The sequence below is a fragment of the Streptomyces griseocarneus genome, assembly GCF_014655595.1.
GTDB lineage: Bacteria > Actinomycetota > Actinomycetes > Streptomycetales > Streptomycetaceae > Streptomyces > Streptomyces griseocarneus.
Map to the genome: position 1 here is coordinate 341,527 of NZ_BNBL01000006.1, position 16,267 is coordinate 357,793.

16 protein-coding genes are annotated in these 16,267 nt (G+C 70.7%); 9 read left to right on the forward strand and 7 right to left on the reverse strand.

What is annotated here, in order from left to right:
- Positions 1–137 precede the first annotated feature (137 nt).
- The gene (locus IE295_RS18070; RefSeq protein ID WP_190064688.1) at positions 138–512 is read left to right on the forward strand and encodes a hypothetical protein; all 375 of its coding nucleotides are present in this window, start codon (positions 138–140) and stop codon (positions 510–512) included.
- A 10-nt stretch (positions 513–522) separates the two neighbouring features.
- Positions 523–1,725, forward strand: coding sequence for a glutathionylspermidine synthase family protein (locus IE295_RS18075; protein ID WP_190064689.1), 1,203 nt, complete (start codon positions 523–525; stop codon positions 1,723–1,725).
- 45 nt (positions 1,726–1,770) lie between these two features.
- Here the strand turns inward: IE295_RS18075 and IE295_RS18080 are convergent, their stop codons facing one another.
- Positions 1,771–2,637, reverse strand: a complete 867-nt coding sequence (locus IE295_RS18080; RefSeq protein ID WP_224323100.1) for a class I SAM-dependent methyltransferase — start codon at positions 2,635–2,637, stop codon at positions 1,771–1,773.
- An 85-nt stretch (positions 2,638–2,722) separates the two neighbouring features.
- Between IE295_RS18080 and IE295_RS18085 the strand changes: the two genes are divergently transcribed.
- Positions 2,723–3,745: an Lrp/AsnC family transcriptional regulator gene (locus tag IE295_RS18085; protein WP_190064690.1), complete on the forward strand. Its 1,023-nt coding sequence runs from the start codon at positions 2,723–2,725 to the stop codon at positions 3,743–3,745.
- On the opposite strand, the gene rocD is transcribed toward IE295_RS18085, so the two are convergent.
- Complete coding sequence (rocD, locus tag IE295_RS18090) at positions 3,693–4,907, reverse strand: ornithine--oxo-acid transaminase (RefSeq protein WP_190064691.1); 1,215 nt, start codon at positions 4,905–4,907, stop codon at positions 3,693–3,695. The two genes, IE295_RS18085 and rocD, sit on opposite strands and share 53 nt — an antisense overlap.
- Before the next feature lie 111 nt (positions 4,908–5,018).
- Here rocD and trpS point away from each other — a divergent pair, with 111 nt between their 5' ends.
- From trpS to IE295_RS18105, 3 genes are all read left to right on the forward strand, one after another.
- Positions 5,019–6,032, forward strand: coding sequence for a tryptophan--tRNA ligase (gene trpS, locus IE295_RS18095; protein ID WP_190064692.1), 1,014 nt, complete (start codon positions 5,019–5,021; stop codon positions 6,030–6,032).
- 142 nt (positions 6,033–6,174) lie between these two features.
- Entirely contained in the window at positions 6,175–6,801 is a 627-nt protein-coding gene (locus tag IE295_RS18100; RefSeq protein WP_190064693.1) for a 2'-5' RNA ligase family protein, read from the forward strand.
- An 83-nt stretch (positions 6,802–6,884) separates the two neighbouring features.
- Positions 6,885–7,724, forward strand: a complete 840-nt coding sequence (locus tag IE295_RS18105; protein ID WP_190064694.1) for a YihY/virulence factor BrkB family protein — start codon at positions 6,885–6,887, stop codon at positions 7,722–7,724.
- A gap of 75 nt (positions 7,725–7,799) precedes the next feature.
- Here IE295_RS18105 and IE295_RS18110 read toward each other — a convergent pair whose 3' ends face one another.
- Positions 7,800–9,182: a D-alanyl-D-alanine carboxypeptidase family protein gene (locus tag IE295_RS18110; protein WP_505016464.1), complete on the reverse strand. Its 1,383-nt coding sequence runs from the start codon at positions 9,180–9,182 to the stop codon at positions 7,800–7,802.
- Positions 9,183–9,291: 109 nt separating this feature from the next.
- Here IE295_RS18110 and IE295_RS33640 point away from each other — a divergent pair, with 109 nt between their 5' ends.
- On the forward strand, positions 9,292–9,573 hold the full coding sequence (locus tag IE295_RS33640; RefSeq protein ID WP_224323102.1) for an SCO4848 family membrane protein: 282 nt from the start codon (positions 9,292–9,294) through the stop codon (positions 9,571–9,573).
- A gap of 117 nt (positions 9,574–9,690) precedes the next feature.
- Positions 9,691–11,253 carry an ABC transporter substrate-binding protein gene (locus tag IE295_RS18115; RefSeq protein WP_190064695.1) on the forward strand — a complete coding sequence of 521 codons (1,563 nt, stop codon included), beginning with the start codon at positions 9,691–9,693 and terminating at the stop codon, positions 11,251–11,253.
- 51 nt (positions 11,254–11,304) lie between these two features.
- Here IE295_RS18115 and IE295_RS18120 read toward each other — a convergent pair whose 3' ends face one another.
- The 4 genes from IE295_RS18120 to IE295_RS18135 all read right to left on the reverse strand — a co-directional run bounded on the left by IE295_RS18120 (position 11,305) and on the right by IE295_RS18135 (position 15,422).
- Positions 11,305–13,581, reverse strand: a complete 2,277-nt coding sequence (locus IE295_RS18120; protein WP_190064696.1) for a S9 family peptidase — start codon at positions 13,579–13,581, stop codon at positions 11,305–11,307.
- Positions 13,582–13,646: 65 nt separating this feature from the next.
- A complete protein-coding gene (locus IE295_RS18125) occupies positions 13,647–14,468 on the reverse strand; it encodes a DUF4097 family beta strand repeat-containing protein (protein ID WP_505016465.1) in 822 nt (273 codons plus the stop codon).
- Positions 14,469–14,599: 131 nt separating this feature from the next.
- Positions 14,600–15,004: a hypothetical protein gene (locus IE295_RS18130; RefSeq protein WP_190064698.1), complete on the reverse strand. Its 405-nt coding sequence runs from the start codon at positions 15,002–15,004 to the stop codon at positions 14,600–14,602.
- 160 nt (positions 15,005–15,164) lie between these two features.
- Positions 15,165–15,422 carry a hypothetical protein gene (locus IE295_RS18135; protein ID WP_190064699.1) on the reverse strand — a complete coding sequence of 86 codons (258 nt, stop codon included), beginning with the start codon at positions 15,420–15,422 and terminating at the stop codon, positions 15,165–15,167.
- 508 nt (positions 15,423–15,930) lie between these two features.
- Between IE295_RS18135 and IE295_RS18140 the strand changes: the two genes are divergently transcribed.
- Positions 15,931–16,188 (forward strand): ribbon-helix-helix domain-containing protein, encoded by a 258-nt coding sequence (locus tag IE295_RS18140; protein WP_190064700.1) that lies wholly within the window; start codon positions 15,931–15,933, stop codon positions 16,186–16,188.
- Positions 16,189–16,267 lie beyond the last annotated feature (79 nt).

Below are 16,267 nucleotides of genomic sequence, written 5' to 3' on the forward strand. Positions count from 1 at the left end.
CCCTTTGACCGGGTTCCTGGCAACCCCGTGACCGTGCTCTGACAATCCTGTGACCGAGCCGGGACCGGCCGGAAACCGTCCTCGCCGGCTCGCGGCTTAGGGTGTGTGGACTTATTCGCGACGGGGGCGTCCCACACATGGCACAGAAGACACGAAGGCGACTTCGTTCCAGCACGGTGATACTCGGCGGCATGGGCGCGCTCGCCGCCACGCTCACCGCCTGCGGTTCGGAGCCGGACAAGCGGTGCGTCGACCCGAACAGCTACGACGTCAGCCGGGGATACAAGGTCCTCGACTCCAAGGCGTGCAAGAAGAGCAGCGGCACCACGTCCTCCTCGAGCTCCGGATCCAGCAGCGGCGGTTCCTCCTCCGCGCGCTGGTACTACGGCTCCTCCAATTCGGGCAGCGGCGGATTCGCCGACCGGGGCACGTTCAGCAAGAGCCAGGCCGTCGACCGGGGCGGCTTCGGTTGTTCGTCGTCCTCCTCCCACGGCGGCTCGAGCGGCGGCTGAGCGCAGAGCCATGGAGCGTCACCGCATATCCCCCCGCCCCGGCTGGCAGGCCATCGTCGAGGAGCAGGGGCTGATCTACCCGCTCTCCCGCCAGCCCGACGGCTCGCTGCGTCCCTACTGGGACGAGAGCGCGTACTACTCCTTCACCCTGCCCGAGGTCGAGGCGCTTGAGGAGGTCGTCGAGGAGCTGCACGGCATGTGCCTGGAGGCCGCCGAGCACATCGTCGCCCGCGACCGGTTCGCCGACCTCGGCATCACCGATCCGGACCTCAAGGCCCTGGTCGCCGAGTCCTGGCGCCGCCGCGCGGAGCTGCCCTCCCTCTACGGGCGCTTCGACCTGCGGTACGACGGCCGGCCCGGCGGCGGCCCGGCCAAGATGCTGGAGTACAACGCCGATACCCCCACCTCCCTGGTGGAGGCCGCCGGGCCGCAGTGGTTCTGGATGGAGGAACGTTTCGCCGACGTTCCGCACGCCGACCAGTGGAACTCTCTCCACGAGCGGCTCGTCGACGCCTGGAAGCGCCAGGCCTCCCTCCTGCCGCCCGGCGCGCCCGTGCACTTCGCGCACTCGGCCGGGGACGAGCTGGGCGAGGACCTGATGACGGTCGCCTACCTCCAGGAGACCGCCGAACAGGCCGGCATCGCGACCGAGGCCATCTCCATGGAGGACATCGGCTGGGACCGGCTCTCGGGACGCTTCGTCGACAAGAAGCTCCGCTTCATCCGGTCCTGCTTCAAGCTCTACCCCTGGGAGTGGCTGGCGACCGACGACTTCGGCCCCCAGGCCCTGGACACCCTCGACAACGGCGGCGGCACGGGCTCGACCCTGTGGATCGAGCCCGCGTGGAAGATGCTGCTCTCCAACAAGGCCCTGCTGGCCATCCTCTGGGAGCTCTTCCCCGACCACCCCAACCTTCTCCCCGCCTACCTCGACGGCCCGCGCGAGCTGGCCCGTACGAACGGCTACGCCGCCAAGCCGCTGCTCGGCCGCGAGGGCGCAGGCGTCACCCTCCACGCCCCCGGTGCCGAACCGGTCGTCCGCGACGAGCCCTGCTGCTACCAGGAGCTCGCCGAGCTGCCGGACTTCGACGGCAACCACGTGGTCCTGGGCGCCTGGGTGGTCGGCGACGAGTCGGCCGGGCTCGGCATCCGGGAGTCCTCGGGCCCGATCACGGACGTGTACGCGCGCTTCGTCCCCCACGTGATCCTCTGATCGTCCCCCACGTGATCCCCTGACGGAGGGCGCGCACCGGACGCTCTAGCGGCGGGCGTGCACCAGCCACCCCGACATGCCGGGGCCGCCCTCCATGCGCCGCCCCAGCGCCTCCGCGACCCCGGCGAACGACCGGACCTCGGCCTTCCAGCCGCGCTCCGAGAGCAGCGCTTCGGGATCGTCCGCCCCGTAGTGCCATGCCGAGCCCCACTCCTCCATCCGGTCCAGCATCGGCCGGGCCTCCGGGGCGGCGAGCAGCTCCGCGGCCACGAAGTCGGTCAGCAGGTGGCTGCCGGGCGCGGAGAGCGCCGAGATCCTGTCGAACAGGGCGTGCACGTCCGGCTCCCGCAGATACTGCGTGAGCCCTTCCACCAGCCAGCACGTCGGCGCGTCGGTCCTGAACCCCGCGCCGGCCAGGTCCTCCTCCCAGCCGTCCGCCGCGAGGTCGACGCCCACCGCCACCCGGCGGCCGGTCGGCGACGCGACCCCGGCCGACAGCCGTCCCTTGCGGTCCAGCAGCTCCGGCCGGTCCAGTTCGTAGACCGTCACATCGTCCGGCAGACCCAGCCGGTACGCGCGCGTGTCCATTCCCGCCGCGACGATCACGAGCTGGCGAGGACCCCCGTCCCCCACCGCACCCCCGATCGCCTCGTCGAAGAACCGCGTCCGTACCGGGATCGCCGCCACCTCGCCGACCGTCTCGAGCATGGCCATGGCCGAGGGCCCCGCGAGTGTCGCGGCCAGCGGATCGTGGAAGAGGGCGTCCGCCCTCGCCGACTCCCGCGCCCGCATGGCAGCGGTGAGAAGAGCCGTCTTCGCGACGGGGTCGAGCGTGTTCGCATGCGTATCGAAGGTGTTCGCATTCATACCGAGCGTGTTCGCGTTCGTGTCGAGCGTGTTCGCAGTCGTCATGCCAAGGACTCTCACCGGACCGGTCGTCCCCCGTCCTCGTCCGGCCCCGACCTGACGGAATGCGACATCGGATAGCGTCTTCCGGGTGGATTCCGTCATACGCGATCTCGACCTCCTCGACCGGCAGTTGGTGCACGCCCTCCAGATCGACGGGCGCGTCCCGTTCAGCCGGATCGCCGCCGTCCTCGGCGTCTCCGACCGTACGGTCGCCCGCCGTTACCACCGCCTCCGCGCCGGCGGGGTCCTGCGCGTCATCGGGACGCCGGAGTCCCACAGCCTCGGCCTCGTCGACTGGGCCGTACGCATCCAGTGCGCCCCCGGCGCCTCGGCCGAGATCGCGGCCGCGCTTGCCGAGCGGGCGGACACCTCATGGGTGGGGCTCGCCTCCGGCGGCACCGAGATCACCTGCATCACCCGGGCCCGGGGAGGGTCCGCCCAGGGCAGCATGCTGCTGTCCAGGCTGCCCAGGACGCCCCGGATCACCGGTGTGACCGCCCACTGCATCCTGCGCATGGTCGCCGGTACGTCCGGCTGGCCGGGCCGTACCGCCGCGCTCGACGCACGGCAGTCCGAAGAGCTGGCACGGCCGGCGTCCGGCGCGCCCTCCCGCGGCGTGGTGCCCACCGCCGCGGACCACCGCCTCTTTGCCGCCCTCGCCGAGGACGGCCGCGCCGCCGTCGGTGACCTGGCCGCCGCGACGGGGTGGTCGGAGTCCACCGTCCGCCGCCGGATCGACGAACTCCGCACCGCCGGGGTGCTGTACTTCGAGATCGACATCGATCCGGCGCTCTACGGCTTCACCCACGAGGCCATCCTGTGGCTGACCGTCGCGCCCGCCGAGCTCACCGCCGTCGCCGAGGCCCTCGCCGGCCACCCCGAAGTCGCGTACGCCGCGGCCGTCACCGGGCCGGCCAACATGATGGCGGTCGTCATCGTCCGGGACGCCGACGCGCTGTACGACTACCTCGCCACGCGCGTCGGCGCACTGCCCGGCGTGCGGGGTGCCGAGACCACGCCGGTCACCCGGCACGTCAAGAGGTCCGGCACCCTGCTCGTCACGCGCCCGCGGTCCCCAGCACCTCGCGCAGGCGGTCCAGGCCCCAGTTGAGGTCCTCCTTGGAGATGACCAGGGGTGGGGCGATCCGGATGGTGGAGCCGTGGGTGTCCTTGACCAGCACCCCGTGTGCCATGAGCCGTTCCGAGATCTCGCGGCCCGTGCCGACCTCCGGCGCGATGTCGACGCCCGCCCACAGGCCGCGGCCGCGGACGGCGGTCACGACGCCGGTGCCCGTCAGGATGCCCAGCTCGCGGTGGAGGTGGTCGCCCAGCTCGGTCGCGCGCTCCTGGTACTCGCCGGAGCGCAGGATGGCGATGACCTCCAGGGCCACCGCGCACGCCAGCGGGTTCCCGCCGAAGGTGGAGCCGTGCTCGCCGGGCCGGTGGACGCCGAGGACGGCGCGGGAGGAGACGACCGCCGACACCGGGACCACGCCGCCGCCCAGCGCCTTGCCCAGGACGTACATGTCCGGGACCACGTCCTCGTGCTCGCAGGCGAACGTCCGGCCCGTGCGCCCCAGCCCGGACTGGATCTCGTCGGCGATGAAGAGGACGTTCCGCTCGCTCGTCAGCCGCCGTACGCCCGCCAGGTAGCCGGGCGGCGGCACCAGCACGCCCGCCTCGCCCTGGATGGGCTCGAGCAGCACCGCCACCGTGTCCTCGTCGACCGCCGCCTCCAGCGCCGCCAGGTCGCCGTAGGGGACGATCTCGAAGCCGGGGGTGTACGGGCCGTAGTCCGCCCGCGCCTCGGGGTCCGTCGAGAAGCTGATGATGGTCGTCGTCCGGCCGTGGAAGTTGTTCTCGGCGACGACGATCTTCGCGCGCCCGTCCGGCACGCCCTTGACGCGGTAGCCCCACTTGCGGGCGGTCTTCACCGCCGTCTCGATCGCCTCCGCGCCGGTGTTCATCGGCAGCACCATCTCCATGCCGCACAGCTTCGCGAGCTCCGAGCAGAACTCCGCGAACCGGTCGTGGTGGAAGGCCCGCGACGTCAGGGTCACCCGGTCGAGCTGCTGCTTGGCCGCGTTGATCAGCCGGCGGTTGCCGTGGCCGAAGTTCAGCGCCGAGTACCCGGCGAGCATGTCGAGGTAGCGGCGCCCCTCGACATCGGTCATCCACGCGCCCTCGGCGGTCGCGACCACGACCGGGAGCGGGTGGTAGTTGTGCGCGCTGTACTCCTCGGCGGCGGCGATGCTGCGTTCCGTGGCTGTCAACGTGTGCTCCGTTCCTGCAGTAGGGGGTTCGGGGCATGCTGCTGACGTCTTTCTACACCCGCCCGCGCACCGCTGAACCGAGTCCGGTGCAGCACCTGAGAGAATGTGGGCATGGCCCTTGATCGTCCGCGCGCTCTCTCCGGTATCCAGCCCACCGCAGGCTCGTTCCACCTCGGGAACTACCTCGGTGCCGTCCGTCAGTACGTGGCCCTGCAGGAGACCCACGACGCCTTCTACATGGTCGTCGACCTGCACGCGATCACGGTCCCGCAGGACCCGAAGGAGCTGCGGGCGAACACCCGCATCGCCGCCGCGCAGCTGCTGGCCGCGGGCCTCGACCCGGAGCGCTGCACCCTGTTCATCCAGAGCCACGTGCCCGAGCACGCCCAGCTCGGCTGGGTGATGAACTGCCTCACCGGCTTCGGCGAGGCCTCCCGCATGACGCAGTTCAAGGACAAGTCCGCCAAGCAGGGCGCCGAGGGCACCACCGTCGGCCTGTTCACCTACCCGGTCCTGCAGGTGGCCGACATCCTCCTCTACCAGGCCGACGCCGTGCCGGTGGGCGAGGACCAGCGCCAGCACATCGAGCTGACCCGCGACCTCGCCGAGCGCTTCAACGGCCGCTTCGGCTCGACCTTCCGCATGCCGGCCGCGCACATCGTCCGCGAGACGGCGAAGATCTACGACCTGCAGGACCCGACCGCCAAGATGAGCAAGTCGGCGGCCACGGCCAAGGGTCTGATCAACCTCCTGGACGAGCCCAAGGTCTCCGCCAAGAAGATCAAGAGCGCGGTCACCGACACCGACACGGTCGTCCGCTTCGACGCCGAGAACAAGCCGGGCGTCAGCAACCTCCTCACCATCTACGCCACGCTCACCGGCACCACGATCGCCGAGCTCGAGCAGAAGTACGAGGGCAAGGGCTACGGCGCGCTCAAGACCGATCTGGCCGAGGTCATGGTGGAGTGGGTGACCCCCTTCCGCGCCCGTACGCAGGAGTACCTCGACGACCCGGAGACGCTCGACGCGGTCCTGGCCAAGGGTGCGGAGAAGGCCCGTGCCGTCGCCGCCGAGACGCTGGCCCAGGTCTACGACAAGCTGGGCTTCCTGCCCGCGAAGCACTGAGCCATCCGGATACGGTTCGGCCGCATCCGCGCACGTCGGGACCGTGATCCCGGCGGCGCAGGACCAGGTGACCTGGCAGTGGACGCGGCCCAGCCGTCACACTGACCACGGGGACGTACAGGCGCACAGGAGGGAGAACGCAGTGGGGACCGTAACGCTCGGCGTTTCGATCGCGGTCCCGGAGCCGTACGGAAGCTTCCTCCAGAAGCGCCGCGAGAGCTTCGGCGACCCGCACGCCCACGGCATTCCCACGCATGTCACCCTGCTGCCGCCCACCGAGGTGGACGCCTCGTCGCTGCCCGCGATCGAGGACCACCTCGCCGAGGTCGCTGCCGAAGGCCGGCCGTTCCGGATGCGCCTGTCCGGGACGGGTACGTTCCGGCCGCTGTCGCCGGTCGTCTTCGTCAACGTGGTCGAGGGCTCCTCGTCCTGCGCCTGGCTGCAGAAGCGGGTGCGGGACGCCTCCGGGCCGGTGGCCAGGGAGCTGCAGTTCCCCTACCACCCGCACGTCACGATCGCCCACGGCATCCCCGAGGAGGCCATGGACCGGGCCTTCGAGGAGCTCGCGGACTACGAGGCGGCCTGGACGATCAACGGCTTCGCGCTCTACGAGCAGGGCGCCGACGGCGTGTGGCGGCTGGAGCGCGATTTCCCTTTCGGACGGACTGACGGGGAACACCCACCCCCAGGCGTGCCGCGCCAGACGGACGAGCGGCAGACGGGCGAACGGCAGACGGGCGAGGCGCACCCGGCGGCGCCCTCCCGCTGAGCGCGCCCGTACGCCGCGCCATCACTCCGTTTCACCCGTCCGGGTGAGGCGTACGCCCGCCCGGGGAATGGTAAAAGTCGATCATGGACTGGCTGACCCGGCTTCCCCTGATCGGCACCCCGCTCACGAAGGCCATGCGCACGCACGCGTGGCGCTCGTACGAGACCCTCGACCGGGTGAAGTGGACCCGGCTCGCCGCCGCGATCACCTTCACCAGCTTCGTCGCGCTCTTCCCGCTGCTGACCCTGGGCGCGGCGGTCGCGGCCGCGACGCTGAGCGACGCGCGCACGCGTGACCTGGAGCAGCGGATCGCCGAGCAGGCCCCCGGCCTCTCCAGCAGCCTCGACGTCAGCAGCCTCACCGACAACGCCGGCACCATCGGTGTCGTCGCGGGCGCCCTGCTGCTGTTCACCGGCATCAGCTGGGTGGGCTCGCTGCGCGAGTGCCTGCGGGCGGTGTGGGAGCTGGAGGAGGACCCCGGAAACCCCATACTCCTCAAGGTCAAGGACGCGGCCCTGCTGGTGGGCCTGGGCGGGGTCTTCCTGCTCTCGGCCGCCTGCTCGGCGTTCGCGTCGGCGGCGGCGGGCTGGGTGGTCGACAAGGCCGGCCTCGGCGGGGTCGGCGCCCTGCTGACCGTGGCGGGCTTCTGCGCCGCCGTCTTCGCCGACTTCCTGATGATGGTCTTCGTCCTGTCCCGCCTGCCCGGCGTCCACCCCGGCCGCCGCCGCCTCGTCGTCGGCGCGCTGATAGGAGCGGTCGGCTTCGAAGTCCTCAAGCTCGTGCTGAGCGGCTACCTGCAGGGCGTGGCGGCCAAAAGCATGTACGGCGCCTTCGGCACGCCGATCGCCCTGCTGCTGTGGATCAACTTCACGGCAAAACTGACCCTCTACTGCGCCGCCTGGACGGCAACGGACGAACAGTAAGCAGGTTTGTGGGCAGTCGTTCCGCTGGGGCGGAACGGGTGGGCACAAACCGACCACCGGCCCGCACCCTACGGCTCAGCTGTCGCCGGCCCCAGGCTTGCCATCCGGCTCCTGCCCCGGCTGGGGCTGCGGCTCCGCCGGGGCCCGGTGCCGGGCCCGCGCCGGCAGCGGATGCCGCCGGTTGACCACGAACCCCGCCACCGCCAGCACGGCCAGCGCAGCCCCCGTGAGGCCGACCGCCGTCCACATGCCGTCGCCGCCGCTCCCGGCGACCGACGCCTGGGCGCTCTGCCCGCCCTGCCCGGCCGTCCTCCCGCCCGGCTTGTCGGCCCCGCCCTTGGGGGTCACGAGCATGCCGACCGGCTTCACGTGGCCCGCCGCCTCGAAGCCCCAGTCGAGCAGCTTCGCGGTCTCCTTGTAGACCTGGTTGGGCTCCTTGATGTCGGGGTTCATGACCGTCACCAGGAGCTTGCGGCCGTCGTGCTGGGCGACGCCGGTGAAGGTGTTGCCGGCGTTGGTGGTGGAACCGTTCTTCACGCCCGCCATGCCCTTGTAGGCGGGCACGCCCTGACCGGTGAGCAGCCGGTTGGTGTTGGTGATGGGGAACGTCTCGCGCTTCTTGCCCGGCTTCTCCTCGCCCGGGAACTGCGCGGTGGCCGTCGAGCAGTACTCGCGGAAGTCCGCCTTCTGCAGGCCCGAGCGCGCGAAGAGCGTCAGGTCGTAGGCGCTGGAGACCTGTCCGTCGGCGTCGTAGCCGTCGGGGGTGACGACGTGGGTGTCGAGGGCCTGGAGGTCCTCGGCGTGGGCCTGCATGTCCTTGACGGTCTGTGCGATGCCGCCGTTCATCGAGGACAGCACGTGCACCGCGTCGTTGCCCGAACGGAGGAACACCCCCAGCCACATGTCGTGGACGGAGTACGACGAGTCCTCCTTGATCCCCACCGCGCTGCTGCCCTCGCCCATGCCCTCCAGCTCCGCGGGCCGCACCCGGTGCTGCTGGTTCTTGGGCAGTTTCGGCAGCACGGTGTCGGCGAAGAGCATCTTCAGGGTGGAGGCCGGGGGCAGCCGCCAGTGGGCGTTGCGGGCGGCCAGGATCTCGCCCGACTCGGCGTCGGCGACGAGCCAGGAGTCGCCGCTGAGCTCCTCCGGCAGCGCGGGCGCTCCCGGTTCCGGCCGGACCTGGGTGCCGGGCCTGCCGAGCAGCTCGCCGCCCACCGTGGACATCCTGGAAGGCGGCTGCTTGGGGGGCTTGCCCTTGCCGTCGGCCGGAGGGCTCGCGCTGGAGCTCGGGTTCGGCGTGGGGGCGGCCAGAACGGGGGCGGCGGCCGCCAGCGGGAGCAGCAGCGAGGCGCCGGCGGCCAGCGCGGTGGCGGTGGTGACGGCGGTGCGGGAGCGTCGGCGGCGCGTCGCGGAGTACCGCGCGGCGGAACGCGGCGGAGGTGATGTCTTCGTCGGCACGCTGGTGAACGTACCTCCACGCCCCGTAACGGAAGACGGCGCCTCACGGCGGGCCCGCGTCGAGGACCCGATAGGACCAGTGCGAGAAGTGAAACGCATACTGAAACCCATGGTGAAGTCTTCCGGGGAAGCCGCGCCCCGAACCCCCGCGACCCTCTCCCGTCCCGTGTCCTGGTTCCTGCTCTCCTTCGGGGTGTGGAGCTGGTTCATCTGGATCACTTTCGTCAAGAACCTCTGGAAGGACGGCAGCGGGCTCGCCTTCGACGACTCCGGTGACCCGACCGCGTACTTCTGGGTGCATCTGCTGCTCGCGATCACCTCGTTTCTTCTGGGGACGGCCGTCGGGATCATCGGGTTGCGTGGCGTGAGGGCGTTGCGGCGCAGCTCATAGCGGACGGTCCGGGCCCCTCCCGCGTCCCGGTCGGCGATCACTTGGCCGATTCCCAGGACGTACGCACGTTCGTGTGTTTACCGTGATGCGCATCACTGGGCGGGAGGGGCGCAGGCGATGCGTGGTGTCCGAATTCGGGTGGGTGCGGTAGGTCTGGCGGCGCTGCTGACGGCAGCCGTCGGAGGCTGTGGGATCACGGAGGGGGGTGGATCCGGCCAAAGACCGATCACCGTCGGCACGACCGACACGGTCAGCACGCTCGACCCGGCGGGCGCCTACGACGCGGGCTCCTGGGCGCTGTACAGCAACATCTACCAGTCGTTACTGACCTACGCCCCAGGCTCCAGCACCCCGGTGCCGGACGCGGCACGGCGGTGCGGCTTCTCGGGCGACGACTTACGCACCTACGTCTGCGAGCTGCGACCCGGCCTGAAGTTCGCCAACGGGCACCCGCTGACGGCGGCCGACGTGAAGTTCTCCTTCGACCGCATCGTGCGGATCAAGTCCCCGCAGGGCCCGGAGTCGCTGGTGGAGACGCTGCGCTCGGTCGACGCCTCGGCGGCCGGCGACACGGTGACCTTCCGGCTGAAGGTGCCGGACGCCACCTTCCCCTTCAAGATCGCGACCGGTGGCGGCGCGATCGTCGACCACCGGTCCTATCCGGCGGACCGGCTGCGCACCGGCAACGCCGTCGACGGCTCCGGCCCGTACCTCCTCGACTCCTACTCGGCGGGCGCGAGCGCCGCGCTGAAGCCCAACAAGCGCTACGAGGGGGCGATGCCGCGGCGCGGGCAGGAAGTGACGGTGCGTTACTTCGCCGACCCGGGCGGGCTGGCACAGGCCTGGCAGCGCCGGTCCCTGGACGTCGTCGGCCGCCAGCTGCCGCCCGCCGACCTGGCGGGGCTCTCGCCCTCGGAGACGGCGTTCCGCGTCAGCGAGACGACGGCCGCCAACATGCGCGCGCTCGTCTTCAACCTGCGCGACGGCGCACCGATGAAGGAACAGGCGGTGCGCCAGGCGATCGCTGCGGTCGTCGACCGCAGCGCGCTGGCCAGGGACGTCCATCTGCGCACGGTGGAACCGCTGTACTCCCTCATCCCCCAGGGCATCACGGGTCACACGACGTCCTTCTACGACGCCTACCCGAAGCCCGACACGGACCTCGCCGCCCGGCTGCTGTCCCGGGCGGGGGTGACGGTCCCGGTGCGCTTCGGCCTCGCCTACTCGCAGGGCGTCGCCACGGACGAGGAGGCGGCGCTGCTGAAGAAGCAGCTCGAGGACACCGGACTCTTCCGCGTGGACACCCGCCGCGTGGGCTGGAAGGAGTTCCAGGAGGGCTACGCCCGGGGCGCGTACGACGCGTACACGATCAGCTGGGTGGCCGACTTCCCCGACCCGGACACCTTCACCACCCCACTGCTGGGCGCGGGCAACGCCCTGCACACCGGCTACTCCAGCCCCCGCATCGAAAAGCTCATCCGTGCCACCCAGAAGAACGACGACCGGGGGCGCGTCTCCACCGACTTCCGCGCCATCCAGCGCATCGTGGCCGAGGACGTCCCCCTGGTGCCGCTGTGGCAGAAGAAGGACTACGCGGTGAGCACGAAGTCCATCTCCGGCGCGCAGTATCTGTCGGACGGCACGGGCATCTGGCGGCTGTGGCAGCTGCGACGGATGTGAGAGGGCGGTACGGGGCGCGCCGGCGGGCGCGCGGACGGCCTGCCGGTCCGCTCAGGCGAACAGCTCGCCGAGCAGCTCGGGGCCGATGGCGATGGGGGCGGGGCGGTAGGCGGGCGGCCGCGTGCCCATCAGCTCCCGCACCAGGAAGTCCCAGCAGCGCTTGCGGACGTAGGCCAGGCAGTCGATGAACGTGTGCTCGGCCCCCGGCACGATGAGCAGCTCGAAGTCCTTGTCGGCGGCGAGGAGCCGGTCGGCCAGCCGCAGCGACTGGTCCGGGTGGACCTGGTCGTCCATTTCGCCGTGGACGAGCAGCAGTTTGCCCGCCAGCCGGTCCGCGATGTCCACGTTGGAGGTACGGGCCCAGGCCTCGGGGGCGTCCGCACCGTCGTAGGTCTCCACGAAGCCCAGGTTGAAGCAGGGGGCGTCGTGCGAGCCGGAGAGGGCGACTCCGGCCTTGTACACCTCGGGGAAGTCCAGCATCGCCCGCGCCGCGGCGAACCCGCCTCCGGAGTGGCCGAACGCGCCCACCCGGTCCAGGTCCATCCACGGGCGGGTCCGGGCCAGCTGCCGCAGCGCCGCGACGTGGTCGGCCAGGCCGCCCGCATCGGCCAGGTGGCCGTAGGAGGCGTCGTGGAAGGACTTGCTCCGCCCCGGGGTGCCGCGCCCGTCCAGCGCCACCACCACGAAGCCCAGCGCCGCGAGGGGTTCCGCGTCGAGGCCCATCCCGCCGGGATCGAAGCACGGGGCGACCCGGGCGACCTGCGGGCCGGGGTAGACGTTGTCCACCACCGGATAGCGCCGGGCGGGGTCGAACCCCCGGGGCCGGTACAGCACCCCGTAGATGTCCGTCACCCCGTCGGCCGCCTTGACGCGGAACCGTTCCGGCGGCGTCCAGCCGGTGGCGGTGAGCTTGCCGATGTCGGCGCGCTCCAGCTCGACCAGCACTCGCCCGGCCCAGTCACGGACGCGGGTCACCGGCGGGGTGTCGACGGTGGACGCGGAGTCGATGAAGTACTCCTGGCCGTCCGGCACGGTGACGACGTGGTCCAGCTCGTCGTCCGTGACCTTGGCGAACCCGGAGCCGTCCAGGCCGACCCGGCACACCGTGCGCCGGTACGGATCCTCTTCGACCAGCCCGGAGGCGGTGAAGTACACGACCCGCTCGGCCTCGTCGACGCGCAGGATCTGCCGCACCGCCCACTGCCCCGAGGTGACCTGCCCGAGCAGCGCGCCGGTGCGCAGGTCGTACCGGTACAGGTGGCCCCAGCCGTCCCGCTGCGAGTACCACAGCACCTCGTCGGCCAGCACCCGCACGATCGGCGGCTCGTACATCCCCTGGTTGGGCTCCACGCGGGTGGACCCGGTCTCGCTGAGCACGGTGGTGACCTCGCCGGTGGCCGGGTCCAGCCGGTGCAGGGTGAGCGTGCGCGGGTCGCGGGGCCGGCCGAGGTAGTACACCGCCGAGCCGTCCGGGGCCCACCACGCCCACTTGCTCGTGATCGGCGACATCATCGGCATGAGCAGCGGCTCGGCCTGCGCGCGGACCACCGTGCCCTCGGCGACGTCCAGCACCACCAGCTCGGCCAGCGGCACGTTCTCGTCCCCCGCATAGGCGTACCGCTGGGTGTGCAGGAGGGGCGCGCCGCCGTCGGCGGGCCTGGCCTCCACGAGGTGGGTCTGCCGGACGCCGCGCTCGTCGGTCCGGTGCGCCAGCACCTTCGTCGAGTCGGGCGACCAGGCCACCGCGGGCGGCAGGTGCGGCAGGCCGATCTTGCGCAGCAGGGTGCCGTTGCTCGTGCAGTCCGGGCCGGAGCCGTACTGGTGGCCGGGCTCGCCGTCGGTGGTCAGCGCCCACTCGCGGCCGTCGGACAGCGAGCGCGCCCACAGGTCGTGCCCCCGCCGGGACACCGCGACCTTCTTGTCGGGTGACGGCACCTCCAGCGGGTTGCCCGGCGGCGTGAACTCGGCCCGCTCGCAGGCGTAGTCGTCGAGGCGGCAGCGCCAGTACTCGCCGAACGCGGCGAACTCCACGGCGTTCCCGGCCGGTTCGACGGCCATGAACGGCAAGGCCTCGGGGTCGACCTGCTGTCCGGAGGCGGCGGCCAGCGCGGCGGCGAGCCGGGCGTGGTCGAAGGCCGGCTCGCGGGTGCCCGCCGCCGGGTCGACCATGACGAACCGCCTGCCGACGCCATTGCTCACCGCGTACCGGAAGCGGGCGCCTCCGTCGGTCCACTGCGGCCTGACCTTGTCGCCGATGACGAGCTCGCCGGGGCGGGCGGGCCGGCGGAGGAGTCGCTCCGCGGCCTGGTAGTCCTCAGTGGTGCTCATTCTTTTCGTCCTTGATCGGTGTCGGTGCTGGTGTCGGTATCGGTGTCGGTCGTGAGGGGTGCTCTTCAGAGGCTGCGGGCGGCGATGTTGCCGTAGGCGGTGGTCGCGTGGATGTTCAGGCCGGCGGTGCCTTCGGTGTTCTTGAGCGCGTTGTGGATCCGGCCGTAGGCGGTGCCGGCGTCGAGGGAGGCGGAGACTCCGCGGGCGGCGCCGACCGAGATCTCGCCGTGCTCGGTGCGCAGTGCGACCGTGCCGTGCATGGCCTCGGCGATCTGGAGGTCGCCCTTCTGGGTGCTGATCTCCGCGGGGCCGCGCAGGCGGCCGACCTCGATGTCGCCGGCCTGGAGGGTGAGGCGGGCGCTTTCGGCCTCGTCGAGCTTGACGGTGCCGTGCGCGGCCTCGAGGGCGACGTCGCCGAGCCGTCCCACGCCCCGGAGTTCGGCGCTGGCAGCCTTCGCCTCGACGCGGGATCCAGCGGGCAGCTGGACCGTGACCTCGATGGATCCGGGGTTGCCGAGGAGCCGGTTCTTCGCGGCCGGGGCCTCGATCCGCAGGACGCCGTCGCCGTACGCGACCTCGATCTGCTCCGCCGCCTTCACGTCGCGGCTCTTCGAGGCGTCGGCGGGCAGGACCTCGACCGTGGTGTCGGCGCGGTCGGTGGCGATGAACTGGATGCGCCCCGCGGGGATGTCGAGGATGGCGGAGACGGGGGCGGTGGTGGCGAACTTCTGCATCGTGCTTTCCTTCGGCTCGTCGTTTCTGACGAGGGAAAAGCTACGTTGCGTTTCGAGTTCCAGCAACAGATCTGTTGCGCGTAATTGGCATTTACACAGGTCAGAGCGGGAAGATCGTTGCAACGGCCCTGAATTTAATGCAACGATGGCCACCCTGTTCGTTGCAATGGGATGGAAGTGAACGCTATGCGTGGGGGGCGCCGGTCACGGCCCGACGAAAAGGCCGGCCCCGAAGCGACGGGACCGGCTGGAAACCAAGGAGTCGTGCCAGATAGGCAATCGGGTCAGAAACGGGTGCGCTCGTCGCTGGCGAAGAAGAAGCCGAAGGCCGCGCTGGCGAGGGCGACGATCGGGGTGATGACCAGGCTGATCTCGCGGTAGTCGTCACTCTTGAAGTGGGTCCAGTGGCCGAGGACCAGTGCAAGGGTGGGAAGGCCGGTGAGAAGGCCGACGAGCCACAGCAGCCCCACCGCCAGGGTGCGCCGCGTCTCACTCATGTGACGCTCCTTCAGGCCCACGACCTGGTCGTCGCGCACCCTGGAGTCCGGCTGCTCGTCCTCCTCGAACGCGCCGTGCGCCGCCGGCGCGGCGGGCGCGCCGTTCCCGGCTTCCCTGAGGAAGCCGATGTCCAGACCGTTGTCCGAGGGGGCCTCGTCCTCGATCAGGTCATCCGGTCGGCCTGACGTCATGGGCATCAACTCTCTTCCGGAACGTGAAGGGATGGGTTCTTCCGGTCGGGGGGCGGCGGCCAGGGGGCTGCCGGGCCCAGCGTCCAGACGTTCGCGCCGGGCAGGGGCTGTTCGTCCTCCCGCAACTCCTCGTCGTCCAGGGGCGGTCGAGGCGGTTCCGTCACGCGTGGGGACACCCCCGCGGGCCGGGGATGCAGGTGCAGACCATGACCGGCGGTCCGATCCGCCACGTCTCGACGTCGGGCAGCGGCATCTCCTCCTCACGGAGCACCACTTCACCGTTGAGGAAGGGGTCCGGATCGTTGGGGTGGATGAACTCCCTGGGGAGCTGGGGCACTGGCAGCAGCTGACAGGCGTTGTGCCACTCGTAGAAGGGGGTGAGGTAGCCCCCCGCCTTGGCGTTCTCGCAGATCCTCACGCGTGGTGCCCCCTCTGAGGTTCGCCCGAGGGCGAAGGGATGACGGTGCCGCAGGTGCCCCCAAGTGTTGCCTGGGGCGAGCGTACCACATTGGGTGTGATCTGAGTCAACATTCGATCCACATCTCATGTGCATCAGATACACATCCATGACACACTCGAAGCTCACGTCATGCAGATTTACTTGACATCAAATCCTCCGACCCGCACTATGAAGGAGCGCGTTGGATCCAGTACGGCTGGAGGGAATGGTCTGATGGGTTACTTAGCTGTCCTGTAAGTCCGACCGGCCGGCTGGTGTGACCGCCGGTGCCGCAAGCGGCTGTGGTTGCGTATAGGGGGAACCACGCCCAGACGGGGCAATGGGGTTGCTTCGTATTTCTGTGCGGCATGGATGCAGACTCGTGTGCACGTGGCTGTTCGGACGGCCCGGGCGTGGAAGCGCGCCGGCCGGAGCCCGATCGTTGCCGTGCCCGGGTCTTCGTGAACCTTCGAATGGGAGCCCTGGCATGCCCGAGAACTCGACCGAGACGCCCACCACAGCGCCTGCAACCGATACCCAAGTCACTCGGCTGAGCGTGAACATCAACGCGGAAACGGCCGCCAAGCTCCGCTGGTACAAGGACCACAAGGGCATCTCGATCACCGAGACCGTCCGCCGCGCCGTCGCCCTGCTGGATCTCGTGGAACGGGAGACGGCGAACGGAAGCGAAGTTCTCCTCAAGTCGCGCGACGGCAAGTCCGTCCGCCAACTGTGGATGGTCTGACCCTGGCCTGACATCGGCCTGACACCACAGGTGCACAGCGCTGCTTTCCAACTCCCTTCCTCCGTCGCACACTTCGGAA

Bases quoted from the DNA above. Each gene is read 5' to 3' on its own strand.
- IE295_RS18070 (WP_190064688.1), top strand. From the start codon at position 138: ATGGCACAGAAGACACGAAGGCGACTTCGTTCCAGCACGGTGATACTC.
- IE295_RS18075 (WP_190064689.1), top strand. From the start codon at position 523: ATGGAGCGTCACCGCATATCCCCCCGCCCCGGCTGGCAGGCCATCGTC.
- IE295_RS18080 (WP_224323100.1), bottom strand. From the start codon at position 2,637: ATGACGACTGCGAACACGCTCGACACGAACGCGAACACGCTCGGTATG.
- trpS (WP_190064692.1), top strand. From the start codon at position 5,019: ATGGCCCTTGATCGTCCGCGCGCTCTCTCCGGTATCCAGCCCACCGCA.
- IE295_RS18105 (WP_190064694.1), top strand. From the start codon at position 6,885: ATGGACTGGCTGACCCGGCTTCCCCTGATCGGCACCCCGCTCACGAAG.
- IE295_RS33640 (WP_224323102.1), top strand. From the start codon at position 9,292: ATGGTGAAGTCTTCCGGGGAAGCCGCGCCCCGAACCCCCGCGACCCTC.
- IE295_RS18115 (WP_190064695.1), top strand. From the start codon at position 9,691: ATGCGTGGTGTCCGAATTCGGGTGGGTGCGGTAGGTCTGGCGGCGCTG.
- IE295_RS18120 (WP_190064696.1), bottom strand. From the start codon at position 13,581: ATGAGCACCACTGAGGACTACCAGGCCGCGGAGCGACTCCTCCGCCGG.
- IE295_RS18130 (WP_190064698.1), bottom strand. From the start codon at position 15,004: ATGACGTCAGGCCGACCGGATGACCTGATCGAGGACGAGGCCCCCTCG.
- IE295_RS18140 (WP_190064700.1), top strand. From the start codon at position 15,931: ATGCCCGAGAACTCGACCGAGACGCCCACCACAGCGCCTGCAACCGAT.